General features: G+C 67.8%; 19 protein-coding genes. 15 read left to right on the forward strand and 4 right to left on the reverse strand.

All coding sequences use genetic code 11. The annotated features are described in order from the left end of the window. The 4 genes from VGC56_RS14470 to VGC56_RS14485 all read left to right on the forward strand — a co-directional run. A partial coding sequence (locus VGC56_RS14470; RefSeq protein WP_464125998.1) for a family 1 glycosylhydrolase occupies positions 1-1,171 on the forward strand: 1,171 nt, incomplete at its 5' end. Then, positions 1,168-2,307: a galactonate dehydratase gene (dgoD, locus tag VGC56_RS14475; protein WP_464126000.1), complete on the forward strand. Its 1,140-nt coding sequence runs from the start codon at positions 1,168-1,170 to the stop codon at positions 2,305-2,307. The genes VGC56_RS14470 and dgoD, both read left to right, overlap by 4 nt. Before the next feature lie 187 nt (positions 2,308-2,494). Further along, complete coding sequence (locus VGC56_RS14480) at positions 2,495-2,932, forward strand: bactofilin family protein (protein WP_464126001.1); 438 nt, start codon at positions 2,495-2,497, stop codon at positions 2,930-2,932. A gap of 192 nt (positions 2,933-3,124) precedes the next feature. Continuing rightward, complete coding sequence (locus VGC56_RS14485; RefSeq protein ID WP_464126003.1) at positions 3,125-4,162, forward strand: hypothetical protein; 1,038 nt, start codon at positions 3,125-3,127, stop codon at positions 4,160-4,162. Positions 4,163-4,195: 33 nt separating this feature from the next. On the opposite strand, the gene VGC56_RS14490 is transcribed toward VGC56_RS14485, so the two are convergent. Continuing rightward, complete coding sequence (locus VGC56_RS14490) at positions 4,196-4,519, reverse strand: hypothetical protein (RefSeq protein ID WP_464126004.1); 324 nt, start codon at positions 4,517-4,519, stop codon at positions 4,196-4,198. A gap of 130 nt (positions 4,520-4,649) precedes the next feature. Here VGC56_RS14490 and VGC56_RS14495 point away from each other — a divergent pair, with 130 nt between their 5' ends. After that, complete coding sequence (locus VGC56_RS14495; RefSeq protein ID WP_464126005.1) at positions 4,650-5,537, forward strand: aldose 1-epimerase; 888 nt, start codon at positions 4,650-4,652, stop codon at positions 5,535-5,537. A 25-nt stretch (positions 5,538-5,562) separates the two neighbouring features. Here the strand turns inward: VGC56_RS14495 and VGC56_RS14500 are convergent, their stop codons facing one another. Beyond that, a complete protein-coding gene (locus tag VGC56_RS14500) occupies positions 5,563-6,384 on the reverse strand; it encodes a phytanoyl-CoA dioxygenase family protein (RefSeq protein WP_464126007.1) in 822 nt (273 codons plus the stop codon). A gap of 116 nt (positions 6,385-6,500) precedes the next feature. Between VGC56_RS14500 and VGC56_RS14505 the strand changes: the two genes are divergently transcribed. From VGC56_RS14505 to VGC56_RS14535, 7 genes are all read left to right on the forward strand, one after another. After that, positions 6,501-7,277, forward strand: coding sequence for an exodeoxyribonuclease III (locus tag VGC56_RS14505; RefSeq protein ID WP_464126009.1), 777 nt, complete (start codon positions 6,501-6,503; stop codon positions 7,275-7,277). 89 nt (positions 7,278-7,366) lie between these two features. Further along, positions 7,367-7,627 carry a hypothetical protein gene (locus tag VGC56_RS14510; RefSeq protein ID WP_464126011.1) on the forward strand — a complete coding sequence of 87 codons (261 nt, stop codon included), beginning with the start codon at positions 7,367-7,369 and terminating at the stop codon, positions 7,625-7,627. Positions 7,628-7,808: 181 nt separating this feature from the next. Beyond that, positions 7,809-7,943 carry a hypothetical protein gene (locus VGC56_RS14515; RefSeq protein ID WP_464126013.1) on the forward strand — a complete coding sequence of 45 codons (135 nt, stop codon included), beginning with the start codon at positions 7,809-7,811 and terminating at the stop codon, positions 7,941-7,943. Between the two features lie 161 nt (positions 7,944-8,104). After that, a complete protein-coding gene (pspA, locus tag VGC56_RS14520; RefSeq protein ID WP_464126029.1) occupies positions 8,105-8,779 on the forward strand; it encodes a phage shock protein PspA in 675 nt (224 codons plus the stop codon). Between the two features lies 1 nt (position 8,780). Continuing rightward, positions 8,781-9,077 carry an envelope stress response membrane protein PspB gene (gene pspB, locus VGC56_RS14525; protein WP_464126015.1) on the forward strand — a complete coding sequence of 99 codons (297 nt, stop codon included), beginning with the start codon at positions 8,781-8,783 and terminating at the stop codon, positions 9,075-9,077. Then, positions 9,074-9,439: a PspC domain-containing protein gene (locus tag VGC56_RS14530; protein ID WP_464126017.1), complete on the forward strand. Its 366-nt coding sequence runs from the start codon at positions 9,074-9,076 to the stop codon at positions 9,437-9,439. Before pspB ends, VGC56_RS14530 begins: the two co-directional genes overlap by 4 nt. Before the next feature lie 29 nt (positions 9,440-9,468). After that, positions 9,469-9,702, forward strand: coding sequence for a hypothetical protein (locus tag VGC56_RS14535; RefSeq protein ID WP_464126019.1), 234 nt, complete (start codon positions 9,469-9,471; stop codon positions 9,700-9,702). A gap of 39 nt (positions 9,703-9,741) precedes the next feature. On the opposite strand, the gene VGC56_RS14540 is transcribed toward VGC56_RS14535, so the two are convergent. Both VGC56_RS14540 and VGC56_RS14545 read right to left on the reverse strand, forming a co-directional pair. After that, a complete protein-coding gene (locus VGC56_RS14540) occupies positions 9,742-10,233 on the reverse strand; it encodes a SixA phosphatase family protein (RefSeq protein WP_464126021.1) in 492 nt (163 codons plus the stop codon). A 92-nt stretch (positions 10,234-10,325) separates the two neighbouring features. After that, positions 10,326-10,667, reverse strand: coding sequence for a hypothetical protein (locus VGC56_RS14545; protein WP_464126023.1), 342 nt, complete (start codon positions 10,665-10,667; stop codon positions 10,326-10,328). A gap of 265 nt (positions 10,668-10,932) precedes the next feature. Between VGC56_RS14545 and VGC56_RS14550 the strand changes: the two genes are divergently transcribed. The 3 genes from VGC56_RS14550 to VGC56_RS14560 all read left to right on the forward strand — a co-directional run. Further along, the gene (locus tag VGC56_RS14550) at positions 10,933-12,213 is read left to right on the forward strand and encodes a thiamine pyrophosphate-dependent enzyme (RefSeq protein ID WP_464126025.1); all 1,281 of its coding nucleotides are present in this window, start codon (positions 10,933-10,935) and stop codon (positions 12,211-12,213) included. Positions 12,214-12,218: 5 nt separating this feature from the next. Continuing rightward, positions 12,219-13,223, forward strand: a complete 1,005-nt coding sequence (locus VGC56_RS14555; RefSeq protein WP_464126030.1) for an alpha-ketoacid dehydrogenase subunit beta — start codon at positions 12,219-12,221, stop codon at positions 13,221-13,223. A gap of 7 nt (positions 13,224-13,230) precedes the next feature. Beyond that, the coding region (locus VGC56_RS14560) for a biotin/lipoyl-containing protein (protein ID WP_464126027.1) at positions 13,231-13,569 on the forward strand (339 nt) is incomplete at its 3' end.

A 13,569-nucleotide genomic window follows, 5' to 3' on the forward strand; every position in this document is an offset into this window, starting at 1 on the left:
CATCCAGTATCTGCGCTACGGTCCGGCGCTTTACCGCACCTTCCTCGGGCCGCGGCAATATGACTGGGAGTTCGCCGACCTCACCTTCCCCGAGCTCAAGCGGCGCAACATCACGCCGATCGTCGACCTCTGCCATTTCGGCGTTCCCGACTGGATCGGCAATTTCCAGAATCCCGATTTCCCGCAGCTCTTCGCCGCCTATGCCGGTGCCTTCGCCGACCGCTATCCGTGGGTCCAGCTCTACACCCCGGTCAACGAGATGTTCATCTGCGCGGTCTTCTCGGCCAAATATGGGTGGTGGAACGAGCAGGCGACCGACGACAGGTCGTTCGTCACGGCCTTGAAGCACATCGTCAAGGCGAACGTGCTGGCGATGATCGAGATCTTGAAGCGGCGCCCGGACGCCATCTTCATCCAGTCCGAGAGCTCGGAATATTTCCACGCCGACAGCCCCGCGGCGATCGGGCGCGCCGAGGTGCTGAACTCGATGCGGTTCCTGCCGCTGGACCTCAATTACGGGATCCGCATCGGCTCGGAAATGTACGAATACCTCATGGACAACGGAATGACCCGGGAGGAGTACCATTTCTTCCTCGATCACAACCTCAAGCAGCACTGCATCCTCGGCAACGATTATTACATGACCAACGAGCACCGCGTGTTCGCCGACGGCCATACGGAATCGTCGGGGGAGGTGTTCGGCTACAGCGAGATCACCCGCCAATATTACAACCGCTACCGCCTGCCGGTGATGCACACCGAGACCAACATGAAGGAGGGCCCGACCGGCCAGGAGGCGGTGCAGTGGCTGTGGAAGGAATGGGCGAACGTCCTACGCATCCGCAACGTCGGCATCCCGACCGTCGGCTTCACCTGGTATTCGCTGACCGACCAGATCGATTGGGACACCGCGCTCCGGGAGCAGAACGGCAACGTCAATCCGCTCGGCCTGTTCGATCTCGACCGCAACATCCGCAACGTCGGCACCGCCTACAAGAAGCTGATCGCCGACTGGCGCGACGTGCTGCCGGCCTCGAGCCTGTGCCTCACCGTGCCGATCGTCAGCCCCCACCAAGCCGAGCGCGTCTTCGTGCGTGAGCAGCAGGAGGATGCGGCGCGGCGCCTCAAGGATTTCGTCACCGAACCGTCGCAGCCGGAGGGCAGCACATGAAGATCGCCCGCATCGAAACCTTTACCGTCGCGCCGCGCTGGCTGTTCGTCCGGGTCGAGAGCGACGACGGCGCGGTGGGCTGGGGCGAGGCGAGCCTCGAAGGCTGGGCGGAGGCGGTGGACGGCGCCTTCGAGGCGCTGAAGGACCGCTTCCTCGGCCACGACCCGTTCCGCATCGAGGATATCTGGCAGATCGGCTATCGCGGCGGCTTCTACCGCGGCGGGCCGGTGATGATGTCCGCGATCGCCGGCCTCGACCAGGCCTTGTGGGACCTGAAGGGCCGCGCGCTCGGCCTTCCGGCCTACGAAATGCTCGGCGGGCGGGTCCGCGACCGCATCCGCGCTTACGCCTGGATCGGCGGCGACCGGCCGCACGAAATCGCCGACGCGGCGCGGGCGCGCAAGGCGCAGGGCTTCGGCGCGGTCAAGATGAACGCGACGGCGGAGCTCGACTGGATCGGCACGCCCAAATTGTTCGACGACGTCATCCACCGCGTCCAGGCGGCGCAGGCGGAGGGAATGGACGTCGGCCTCGATTTCCACGGCCGCGTCCATCGGCCGATGGCTAAGCAGCTCGCCAAGGTGCTCGAGCCATTGGGCCTCCTGTTCATCGAGGAGCCCTTGCTCTCGGAGAATCACGAGGGGCTGACCCAGATCGCCCACCTCACCGCCACGCCGATCGCGCTCGGCGAGCGGCTCTTCTCGCGCTGGGACTTCAAGCCGTTCTTCGAAACCGGCGCGGTCGACATCATCCAGCCCGACCTCAGCCACGCCGGCGGCCTCACCGAATGCCGCAAGATCGCCGCCATGGCCGAGACCTACGATGTCGCGGTGGCGCCGCACTGCCCGCTGGGGCCGCTGGCGCTGGCAGCCTGCGTCCAGCTCGCCGCCTGCGCGCCCAACGTCGCGATCCAGGAGATGTCGCTCGGCATCCACTACAATGTCGGCGCCGACCTCTACACCTACATGAAGGACAAGACGCCGCTCACCGCCATCGGCGGCTACCTCCCGATCCCCACCGGCCCCGGCCTCGGCATTGAGATCGACGAGGACGCGGTGCGCGAGTCGGCGAAGGAGGCGCACCGCTGGCGCAACCCCGTCTGGCGCCAGCACGACGGCAGCTTCGCCGAGTGGTGAAATAGAACCATTTTGGTGTGTGCCATTTTGGGCACTTGATTGAAATCATATCGTTTTTCTTTGTCTCCCTCGGGAGCCAATCCTACCAGTCCTCGTTTGCGAGTCCTGTTCGGCCGCGTGTGTTTCCGTCGCTGCGTCTCCTGCGGCGGAGTGGCGGCCGTGCGACACCCAAAGGAGACCAATCATAATGGAAGCGACCAGCCAGAGAGAGATTGCGAGTGGGGACGTGTCGGTGATCGGCGCCGGTATCACGGTGACCGGGAATATCGAAGCCTCGGTCGATCTGCAGATCCAGGGCAAGGTGACGGGGGACGTGCATTGCGCGACCTTGCTGCTCGGCGAGGGCAGCGAGATCCGCGGCAACGTCATCGCCGACCGGGTGCGGGTCGCGGGCGCGGTCGACGGCTCCATCGAAACCAAGGACCTCGCCATTGAGGCGTCGGCGCGGGTGACGGGCGACGTCACCTATTCGCGCATCCGCATCGCCAATGGCGGCATCGTCCACGGCCGGATGAGCTACCAGAGGTCGGAGGAAGAGGCCGTCGACCCGGCGCGGCTGCGGCTGGTGGAGCAACAGCCTCCCGCCCCGCCTGCGCCCAAGGGCAAGGCCGTCTACATAGAGTAGCGGAGGCGGGCCGTGACCAAAGCCCGTGCCGAACGAGACATCCCCGCAGCCGCCTCGCCTGGAGCTGCTCGGGAGCCGCTCGACACCGGCCGCAGCGACTCGGGTCGCGGGGGAGGAACCGATGAGGATGGACCCGGCACCCAGCCGTCCCCGCACACGGCCGCTCCTGCGGCTGCGACGGGCGCGCGTCCGATGAACCTCCTCTGCAGCCTCGGCCGCCACGCCCCGCGCGCCGCCCCGCGGTGGAACGACGGCTATTATTTCGCCACCTGCCGGCGGTGCGGCCAGGACATCGTCCGCACGGCCTATGAGGGCTGGCACGTGCCGCGCGGCTACCGCATCGTCTGGGCCGCGACTCCCCCGCAGGACCGGCCTCAAGTCGCTTTAGCGGCCGAGATGCCGCCGACCGCGCCACCTGCCGCACGCGAGAGTCCTGCCCCTGTCGACTCGCCGCACGCGCCGCCCGCCGCGGCAGCGCCTGCGGAACCGGAAGCGGATTTCTCTCCGCTTGAACAGGCCGATCCGGACGGCATGGAACAGCATGGCGCTGCGCCCCCGCAATCGCCTCCCGCGGGTCGCAAGCGGCGCATCCTCCCGATCGAGGCCGTTCTGGCGCGGCTGCGGGAAGAAAGGACGCCCACCGTCGAGCCGGCCCATGCGCCCGCGCCGCCTGCGTCTCCGAACCGGCCCTATTGGGATTTCATGGAGGAGGGGCCGCAGCCGGAAGCGCCGGCTCTTGGCGCCCCCGTCCCGACCCAGCCACTGAGCCACGAGACGCAAGCCGAGCCGCCGCGGCCGCCCAAGCCGCCGCGCACGCCGTGGCTGCGCCAGGCATTGGCGAAGACGGCCCGTCGGCTCGTGCCGAAGGCAGGAAATCGCCCGTGGGTGATCGCCGCCGCCGCCTTCGTCATGGCGGCGTCGATCGCGGTGCTGGCGGTGACGCTGTCGCCGCCCAGCCGCCCCGAGCCCGCCGAAGTGCCGATCGGCGAGACGCAGCCGCTGTTCCCGGCCCCTGTCGCCTCGGCAGCAAGCACGGACTCCTTTGTCACCGCCGGCGTTCTCAGCTGCCGCGCGGCGCCGGCGCGGCAGGCGCGGCGGGTGCGCAACCTCGGCCGCGGCGACGCCGTGCGCATCCTCGCGCGCGAGGGGGAGTGGGTGAGCGTCGACCATCGCGGCGCCCAATGCTGGGCGCTCGCGCGGTTCGTCGCCGCGGAGAAGCCGCTGCGCTGATCGCCTCCCCACTTTTGCGCGGGGAGGGCCGGATCAGGCGACGATGCGCAGCCGGCGCGCCACCGGCTGCTGCGGGACCGGGCAGCAGCCCAGTTCGTCCTGCAGGCGGCTCAGTTCGCGCTCGCGCGACTGGCGGTAGGCGTCGGCGTAGCGGGCATCGACCGCCGCCTCTTCCTCGGTCTGCTCGCGGTAGAAGCTGACGCAGACGTGACGGCCGAAAATGTCGTCGCCGCGCATCCGCACTTCCGGCGCGGCATGGCCCGGAAGGCTTTCCCGCACCTCCTGCAGCCGCGCGATCAGATCGTCGAGCGAGCCGCAGTCCTTCACTTCGATAAAGTCTTTTACCAACCTACTCATTACAACAACCCCTCCCGGTATTCCCCGGGGCGAACTTAGCTTCCCCGAGTCGCCGGACAAGCCCATTTGTGTGATTTATCCACAGAAGCGTTTCCCGAGGCTGAACGGGGCTTTAGGAGCCGGTTCATCCATGGACAGCGAAGACCATCCCATCCTGACTCGCGGCCCGCTCTGGCTGGTGCTGCGCCCGGCGCTGGGCGGCAGCATCGCCCGCTTCGATTACGATGCGGGCGCCGGGAAAGTACCGATATTTCATGGTGTTGCGCCGGGCGAAGGCGGAATTCTCGACCAAGGCTGCTTCCCCCTCGTCCCGTTCGTCAACCGTGTGCGGAGCGGCCGCTTCGCGTTCCGCGGCCGCGAAATACGCCTCGCGCCGAACCTGCGGGGAGACCCGACCCCGCTTCACGGGTCGGGATGGCTGGCGCGCTGGTATGTGGAAAAGCATGGCGATTCCGAGCTCGTGTTGCGCTTTCGCCACGCTGCGGGCGAGTGGCCGTGGGCCTTTTATGCTGCGCAGCATTTCGCGCTCGACGCGGATGGTCTCACCCTCGCGCTCACCTGCACGAACGACGGCGATGCGCCTATGCCCTGCGGCCTCGGCCTGCATCCCTATTTCCCCTGCACGCCGGAGACGGTTCTCGACGCGGAAGTCGCCCGCGCCTGGACGATCGACGCCGAAACCCTTCCAGTGGAGGAGGTGCCGGCGCAGAGGCACTACGATCTGCGTGCGCGGCGAATCTGTGGGGCCGGCCTGGATAACGGCTTCGGCGGCTGGGGCGGGACGGCGCGGATCAGCGACCCGGCCTGGCCCTTTGCGGTGACGCTGTCCTCTCCCGAAGGCCGGTTTCTCCACGTCTACGCACCGGCGGAAGGGGACTCTTTCGCCGCGGAGCCCGTCACCCACGCCAACGCCGCGCTCAACGCCGCGGAGGAAGAGTGGCCGAAGCTCGGCCTGCGCGTTCTCCTGCCCGGCGAAACAATGTCTCTGTCGATGCGCATCGACGTGACGCCCCAGTAACTCGCCCCCCTTCTAGCAAGGGTGACTAGTATGCCGCCTCTAGCAACCCTTCGATCACATGGTGCTGGATCACCGGCTCCAGCGTATCGGCGACGCGGTAGGTGAGGTGGTCGCGCACGCGGGGCGGCAGGCTTTCGAGATAGTTGCTTGTGACCTGGAGGTCGTGATGGGCGGCGTTGGTCGCGTCGGGCGCGTCGACGCCGACGACCAGGGTCGGGCGCGGCTCGTCGGACCGGTTGGCGGTGCCGCGGTGGATGGTGAGGGCGGAGCGCGCCGACATGTCGCCCAGCTGCGGCAGCTTCTGCTGCGCCCGTTCGATGTAGCGCGGCCACAGCTCGCGCGGCGGGAACATGCCCTTGGGGCAGCCTTCGAACTGGTCCCATTGCGTGCCCGGCGCGATCTCGAACGGACCGTGCTCCGGCCGGGTGTCGACGGCGGTTAGGTTGAACGCGAGCGAGTTCAGGCGCCGCTGCTTCGTCGTCGCCTCGGGCACGAAGAAATCGCGGTGCCAGGGCTGGTCGGCGGCGCCCGGGAAGGGGATGTCGAAGCCGACCTCGACGATCTTATAGTCCGGCCCGAGCACCGCCTCGCACACTGCGACGAACCACGGGTGGGTGGCGATGTCCACGAAGCCCGAGAGCCGCTCCGGCTGGACCTCGACATACCAGCGCTCCGGCCCCCGCGGCAGCGCGCCGCCGGGGACCTCCCTCGCCTCCTCGAAGAGGCCCATGACCTCCCCGCGCATCCGCTCGGCCCAGTCCCGCGAAAAGGCGCCCTTCAGCGCGATGATGCCGTCGCCATAGAGGCCGCGCATTAGGTCGGCCGGCTCGTACGTCTGCTCGTTCATGCTCGAATCCCGCGGAAGAATGCCGTGCCAAGATAAGGTCTTCCGCAGGTACGTGCGAGGGGCGATCGCACGGCTCGCCGCAACCCGGGACGCGCTGGCGGCGTTCCCCTTTTCCGATGCGCATCGCCACCTGGAACGTCAACGGCATCAACGGCCGTCTTCTTATTCTCCTCGACTGGCTCGCGGCGGCGAAGCCGGACGTGGTCTGCCTACAGGAATTGAAGGCGCCGCAGGACAAGTTCCCCGCCGCCGCCATCGAGAAGGCGGGCTATGGCGCCATCTGGCAGGGCCAGGCGCGCTGGAACGGGGTCGCCATCCTCGCCCGCGGCTGCACGCCGGTCGAGACCCACCGCGGCCTCCCGGGCGACCCCTCCGACGAGCAGGCCCGCTATATCGAAGCGGCCATCGGCGGGGTCCTCGTCGGCGGCCTCTACGCCCCCAATGGCAATCCGCACCCTGGCCCCAAGTTCGACTACAAGCTCGCCTGGAACGAGCGGCTGATCGCCCACGCCAAAATGCTCTACGGCCTCACCGAGCCGGTCGTCGTCGCCGGCGACTACAACGTCATCCCCACCGACCTCGACGTCTACAAGCCCGAACGCTGGCAGGACGACGCCCTCTTCCAGCCAGAGCCGCGCGCGCAATACCGCCGCCTGGTCGACCAGGGCTGGGTCGATGCGCTCCGCCACCTCCACCCGGACGCACGCCTCTACACCTTCTGGGACTATTGGCGGAACGCCTTCGCCCGCAACGCCGGCATCCGCATTGATCACCTGCTCCTCAATCCTGCCGCCGCGGCGCGGCTGGAGAGCGCCGGCGTCGATACCGACGTGCGGGCCCGGGAGGGGACGAGCGACCACGCCCCCACCTGGATCGACCTCAAAGATGGTTAAAGCGTCGGTAACATTTACACCCGCGCTCACGTAAACCATTCGGAACGGCGGATTTCCGCCATTGGCCCGGTCCTTGCTCCCGTACCGGCATGATCAAGAAGCTGGCGCGGCTGTTCCTCATCAAATCGCGTTTCGAGGCCTGGGCCGTGATCTACGCCCTCGCCGTCGGCGCGTGCACCCGCGGCCTGCGCTACCACGACGCCTATCCCGGCTTCCCCGGCTGGCTGCTCTTCGCCGCCTGCACCGGTGTCGTGTTCATGGCCGGCGCCAAGATCCTCGACTCCACCCGCCCGCCGGCGGTGCGCCGGGCGAGCCTGCGCCGGGTGGTGCAGCGAGCCCGCATCGCCTGACAGGCGTCCCAACGGTTGGTGGAAAATCCCAACCTGCCGCGGACTAATCCCCCGGCATAAGCATCGTCAACTCTAAGAAACCGCAGATTTCCGCCAATTCGGCGAAGCTGGCACGGCCCTTGTTATAGCTTGGGTATCCGCCGCGATGGCGGTCTGGATTTCAGGTTTTGGGAGTGGGACGATGTTCAAGAACAGCTTCAAGGAAACGATGGTGGCGGTGGTTGCCGCGATCATCCTGACCTCCACCGCCGTCGGTGCCGCCGTCGGTCCGGCCCGCGCCGTCGAGACGGCCCCCGCCGCCTCGCTGGTCGCGTGACCGGCAGGCGGAGCCGGACGATGGGCGAGGCCATTCACGTGACGCGCGATGCGCTGAAGCCGATGGCGCCGCCGCGGCCGACCTTCTCTCCGCTGCCGCCGCCGCGCCCCCAGGCGCCGCATGCGCCGCGCCCCCAGTTCACGATCAGGGAATTGATACCGATGAGCATCTTCTCGCGGACCCGCGACATCGTCGCCTCCAACATGGCCGAGCTTTTGGACAAGGCCGAAGACCCCGCGAAGATGATCCGGATGATCGTCATGGAGATGGAGGAGACGCTCGTCGAAGTCCGCGCCGGCATCGCCCGCACCATCGCCGACCAGAAGGAGATGCGCAGCCAGATCGCCCGGCTCGAGCGGATGCAAGGCAGCTGGCTCGAGAAAGCCGAGCTGGCGCTGTCCAAGGGCCGCGAGGATCTCGCCAAGGCTGCCCTCGGCGAAAAGCAGAAGGCTGCCGGCATGGCCGAAGCCCTCCGCGGCGAGATCGAGGTGCTCGACACCGGGCTGCGCGCCTCCGAGGCGGACATCTCCCGGCTCCAGACCAAGCTGCGCGAGGCGCGCAGCCGCCAGTCGGCGGTCCAGACCCGGCTCGAAAGCGCCAACCAGCGGGCGCGCCTGCGCGAAATGCATTCCGGCCCGAAGGTCGATGATGCCTTTTCTCGCTTCGCCTTGCTCGACCGCCGCGTCGACGAGGCGGAGGCGCGGGCCGAGGCGCTGGCGCTCGGCGCCCCGCCGATGACGCTGGAGGAGGAGATTGCCGAGCTGCGCAACGCCGACAAGGTCGACGCCGAGCTCGCCGCGCTCAAGCTCCGCATCGCTTCCACCGTGGAGGCTTGAGATGGTGCCCGCCTGGTTTTTCCTGTTCGTGCTGGCCGTCGTCGCCATCGTCTTCATCGGGCTGCCGTGGATCATCTTCCACTACGTCACGCGGTGGAAGACCGCCGCGACGCTGACCAATGCCGATGAGCGGATGATCGAGGAGATGTACGCCCTCGCCCGCCGGCTCGAGGACCGCGTCCGCACCGTCGAGCAGATCGTCACCGCGGACAGCCCGAATTGGCGCGAGATCGCCCACGATCCCGCCGAAACCATCACCCAGGAAACGCGCGACGAGACGCTGAGGAGGATCAAATGAGGAAGAGCTTCACTTTGGACAAGGCGAACAAGAAGGTGATGGGCGTCTGCGCCGGCATAGCGAACATGACCGGCTGGGACGTGACCCTCGTCCGCGTCGCCACCGTCGTCGCCGCCTTGATCATCCACCCCCTCGTCATCGTCTATTTCGTTGCCGGGCTGGTGGCGAAGGCGGCGCCCGGGCCGGCCAGCGACCGCGACCGGGACCGCGACGAGGACGACAGGCCGGCGCGCCGCGCACGCATGTCCACCTACGAGATGAAGCAGACGATGGGCGATTTCGACCGGCGCCTCGCCGAGATCGACAGCTGCATGGCGAGCGCCAACTCGCCGCTCGCCCGCGAAATCGAAAAGCTGCGCTGAAGACGCGGCACGGATTGGGAGGAAGTGACATGACCGAACAGCTGACCATGATCGCCGTCGCCGGATCGGCCCTCGGCGGCATCGCCATCCTCACCGCGGCGACGCTGCGGGGCTGGCAGGGGTGGCTCGACTTGAAGCGGCTCGAGCTCAGCGGCCGCCACGGCGCCGAAGGCCGCGGCCCAATGGCCGAGCGGATCGAGATGGCGGACCTGAAGGAGCGCATCCGCAAGCTCGAATCCATCGCCGCCTGCGTCGATCTGTAAGACGCGAACAGCTTTGGGAGGGGGAGGGCCTCGGCCGGATCAGCGCCCGCCGAGGCTCTTCTTTTCGACCTGGCCGCCCCGCGAGACGCGCCAGATGTCGCCGAAGCTGTCGTCCGCGATCGGGGCGGGGCGGGCGCCGCCCAGCGCCTCGACGATGATTGGTACGGTGTTCGAATGGCCGACGATGAGGACGGTGCCGGTCTCCTGCCGCACCCGGGCCACCAGACCAGCCACGTCGGCAGGGGCATATTCCTTGGCCGCGATGTGGAGCTTGCGGGCGAGCGGCGCCGCCGTCTCCCGCGCCCGCCGCGTGCTGCTGACGTAGATCGCTCGCGGCGTATCGGCCCCGAACCAGCCGGCGAGCCGCTCGGCATTCGCCTTGCCCTCGGCGCTGAGGCCCGGATCGTCGCCCGCATCCTTCTGGAGATGCCGCATCACGTAGACGCCGGGCGCAGGCGCCGCGGGCGCGGCAAAGGCGGCACCGGCGGCGAGGGCGAGGAACGGCAGAGCGAGGCGGCGCAGCAAGGTCATGACGAAAATCCCTTTCGCCCCATTCGTCCCGCAGAACGCGCCGCTTGGCAAGCGGGTGTTGCCGGCCGCCGGCGCGCGCCAGCGCTCCCCGCTTAAGCCGCGGCCGCCGTGCGGTGGATCGGGATGTGGACCGGGCCGGTCGAGCCGCAATAGACGCCGTCGCCGTCGGCCTCGAACAGGATGCCGCCATTGCCGAGCGAGCCGAAATCATGGGTCGCCGCTTCCAGCACCGCGCCGTTCAGCTTCTCGATCTGCGGATCGAGGTCCCGTCGCAGCTTGCCGCGGCCCGACGCGACCCTGGCCGCGACGAGCGCCGACAGCGCGCGAAGTTCGGCGAGCCAGAACGGTTTCCACGGTGGAATCGGCTTGACGCCATGCTCGGTCAAGATGACTCCGCCGGCGTCGCCTCCGCCGAATAGAACGACGTAAGCCATTAAGGACCCTCCCTTTTCAGGGCTGGCAGATCGCCTCTGTATTCCATTTGCACAAGACCACGGTTGCTTCCCCAAGCAAGCACGGCATTACATTAACCCATCTTGGGCGCAAGTATGATTACGCTGCCTTTTGTAATGTTTCGCCTGCGTGACGAGGCCCGCGGTTGGTCGGTCGCGGCGCGTCCCGGCGGGAACCCCTTTTCCTCCCCCGCGTCCTCCTCTACGGGCGGACGCAACTACGCGCGCAGCGATACGAAGGGTGAGGATGACCGACAGACAGGAGCGCCCGAACCGTCCGGCGCTCTCCCTCCATGTTCCGGAGCCGTCGGCGCGGCCGGGGGACGAGATCGATTTCTCGTCGATCGCCATTCCCGCCGCCGGCGCCGTCCGTCGTCCGGACCCGCATGCCGCCGCCAGCGAGACCCACGAACTCGCCATGAGCCTGGTGCGGGTGCTGGACGAGGAGGGAAGGGCGGTCGGCCCGTGGGACCCGAAGCTCGATCCCGACACGCTGCGCCGCATGCTGCGCGACATGATGCTGGTGCGCGTCTACGATGATCGCATGTACCGTGCCCAGCGGCAGGGCAAGACCAGCTTCTACATGAAGTCGACGGGCGAGGAGGCGGTGGCCGTCGCCGCCGCCCATGCGCTCGACCGGGACGACATGTGCTTCCCGACCTACCGCCAGCAAGGCATCCTCGTCGCCCGCGGCTATCCGCTCGTCGAGATGATGTGCCAGATTTATTCGAACCGGCGCGACAAATTGAAGGGCCGCCAGCTGCCGGTCATGTATTCAGACCGCGCCCACGGCTTCTTCTCCATCTCCGGCAACCTCGCAACCCAGTTCCCGCAGGCGGTTGGCTGGGCGATGGCGAGTGCGATCAAGGGCGACAGCCGCATCGCCGCCGGCTGGATCGGCGACGGCTCAACGGCGGAGGGCGATTTCCACGCCGCCTGCACCTTCGCCGGCGTCTACCGCGCGCCCGTCATCCTCAACATCGTCAACAACCAGTGGGCGATTTCGAGCTTCTCCGGAATAGCGGGAGGCGACCTCACCACCTTCGCCGCCCGCGCCATCGGCTACGGCATCGCGGGGCTGCGGGTCGACGGCAACGACGCCCTCGCCGTCTACGCCGCGACGCGCTGGGCCGCCGACCGTGCCCGCGCCAATCTCGGGCCGACCCTGATCGAGATGTTCACCTACCGCGTCGAAGGCCATTCGACCTCGGACGACCCCTCCGTCTACCGGCCCAAGGAGGCGGGCTCGAAATGGCCGCTCGGCGATCCGCTCGAGCGCCTGCGCCGCCACCTGGTTGCACTGGGCGAATGGGACGACGAGCGCCACGCGGCGCTGGGCGAGGAGATCGCCGCCGAAGTCCGCGCCGCGCAGCGCGAAGCCGAGACCCACGGCACCCTCGTCACCTCGACGATCGATTTCCCGCAGGACGTCACCACCATGTTCGAGGACGTCTTCGCCGAGATGCCCTGGCACCTTCGCGAGCAGCAGGCGCAGATGGTCGCCGAGCTCGAGGCGAAGCGCAAATGAGCGTCATGAACATGATCCAGGCGCTCAACAGCGCCCACCACGTCATGATGGAGCGCGATCCCAACGTCGTCGCATTGGGCGAGGACGTCGGCTATTTCGGCGGCGTCTTCCGCGTCACCGAAGGGCTGCAGAAGACATTCGGCCGCACCCGCACCTTCGACGCACCGATTAGCGAAAACGGCATCGTCGCCACCGCGATCGGCATGGCCGCCTACGGCCTCCGCCCCGTCGCCGAAATCCAGTTCGCCGATTACATCTACCCGGGATTCGACCAGATCGTCTCCGAAGCCTCCCGCATGCGCTACCGCACGGCCGGCGAATGGTATCTGCCGATGGTGATCCGCTCGCCCTACGGCGGCGGCATCTTCGGCGGCCAGACCCACAGCCAGAGCCCCGAAGCCCTGTTCGCCCATGTCGCCGGCTTGAAGACGGTGATCCCGTCCAACCCATACGACGCCAAGGGCCTGCTGATCGCCGCGATCGAGGATGACGACCCGGTCCTCTTCTTCGAGCCCAAGCGCATCTATAACGGCCCGTTCGACGGCTTCTTCGACCGCCCCGTCACCCCCTGGGCCAAGCATCCCAAGGCGGAGGTGCCGGACGGCCACTACACCGTCCCGCTCGGCAAGGCGGCGGTGGTGCGCGAGGGCCAGGAGCTGACCGTCATCGCCTACGGCACGATGGTCCACGTGGCCCTCGCCACCGTCGAGGCGGAAGGGATCGACGCGGAAGTCATCGACCTGCGCTCCATCGTCCCCGTCGACATCGACACGATCGAGGAATCGGTGAAGAAGACCGGCCGCTGCGTCGTCGTTCACGAAGCAACGCGGACGGGCGGCTTCGGGGCGGAGCTCAGTGCGCTGGTCCAGGAGCGCTGCTTCTACCATCTCGAAGCGCCGGTGCAGCGGGCGACGGGCTTCGACACCCCCTATCCCCACTCGCTCGAATGGGCTTACTTTCCGGGCCCGATCCGCCTCGGCACGGCGATGCAAAAGGCATTGGAGGACTGACACCGCCATGGCGCGCTACGAATTCAAGCTGCCCGACATCGGCGAAGGCATCGCCGAGGCCGAGATCGTCGCCTGGCACGTCAAGGTGGGGGACGAAGTCGCCGAGGACCAGCAGCTCGCCGACATGATGACCGACAAGGCGACCGTGGAGATGGAATCGCCGGTTGCCGGCACGGTGCTGGAAGTTGCCGGCGAGGTTGGCGACATGATCCCCATCGGCTCGGTGCTGGTGGTGTTCGAGACGCACGCCGCGGCTTCCGAAGGCGCCGACGAGACCCAAGCCGACGGGCAGCGGCACGACGAGGTGGCCTTTACCGACGGGCTGGTCGAAGAGCGGCCGGAGCTC

The sequence above is a fragment of the Allosphingosinicella sp. genome (assembly GCF_036403745.1).
GTDB lineage: Bacteria > Pseudomonadota > Alphaproteobacteria > Sphingomonadales > Sphingomonadaceae > Allosphingosinicella.

Bases quoted from the DNA above. Each gene is read 5' to 3' on its own strand.
- dgoD (WP_464126000.1), top strand. From the start codon at position 1,168: ATGAAGATCGCCCGCATCGAAACCTTTACCGTCGCGCCGCGCTGGCTG.
- VGC56_RS14480 (WP_464126001.1), top strand. From the start codon at position 2,495: ATGGAAGCGACCAGCCAGAGAGAGATTGCGAGTGGGGACGTGTCGGTG.
- VGC56_RS14485 (WP_464126003.1), top strand. From the start codon at position 3,125: ATGAACCTCCTCTGCAGCCTCGGCCGCCACGCCCCGCGCGCCGCCCCG.
- VGC56_RS14490 (WP_464126004.1), bottom strand. From the start codon at position 4,519: ATGAGTAGGTTGGTAAAAGACTTTATCGAAGTGAAGGACTGCGGCTCG.
- VGC56_RS14495 (WP_464126005.1), top strand. From the start codon at position 4,650: ATGGACAGCGAAGACCATCCCATCCTGACTCGCGGCCCGCTCTGGCTG.
- VGC56_RS14500 (WP_464126007.1), bottom strand. From the start codon at position 6,384: ATGAACGAGCAGACGTACGAGCCGGCCGACCTAATGCGCGGCCTCTAT.
- VGC56_RS14505 (WP_464126009.1), top strand. From the start codon at position 6,501: ATGCGCATCGCCACCTGGAACGTCAACGGCATCAACGGCCGTCTTCTT.
- VGC56_RS14510 (WP_464126011.1), top strand. From the start codon at position 7,367: ATGATCAAGAAGCTGGCGCGGCTGTTCCTCATCAAATCGCGTTTCGAG.
- VGC56_RS14515 (WP_464126013.1), top strand. From the start codon at position 7,809: ATGTTCAAGAACAGCTTCAAGGAAACGATGGTGGCGGTGGTTGCCGCG.
- pspA (WP_464126029.1), top strand. From the start codon at position 8,105: ATGAGCATCTTCTCGCGGACCCGCGACATCGTCGCCTCCAACATGGCC.
- pspB (WP_464126015.1), top strand. From the start codon at position 8,781: ATGGTGCCCGCCTGGTTTTTCCTGTTCGTGCTGGCCGTCGTCGCCATC.
- VGC56_RS14530 (WP_464126017.1), top strand. From the start codon at position 9,074: ATGAGGAAGAGCTTCACTTTGGACAAGGCGAACAAGAAGGTGATGGGC.
- VGC56_RS14535 (WP_464126019.1), top strand. From the start codon at position 9,469: ATGACCGAACAGCTGACCATGATCGCCGTCGCCGGATCGGCCCTCGGC.
- VGC56_RS14540 (WP_464126021.1), bottom strand. From the start codon at position 10,233: ATGACCTTGCTGCGCCGCCTCGCTCTGCCGTTCCTCGCCCTCGCCGCC.
- VGC56_RS14545 (WP_464126023.1), bottom strand. From the start codon at position 10,667: ATGGCTTACGTCGTTCTATTCGGCGGAGGCGACGCCGGCGGAGTCATC.
- VGC56_RS14550 (WP_464126025.1), top strand. From the start codon at position 10,933: ATGACCGACAGACAGGAGCGCCCGAACCGTCCGGCGCTCTCCCTCCAT.
- VGC56_RS14555 (WP_464126030.1), top strand. From the start codon at position 12,219: ATGAACATGATCCAGGCGCTCAACAGCGCCCACCACGTCATGATGGAG.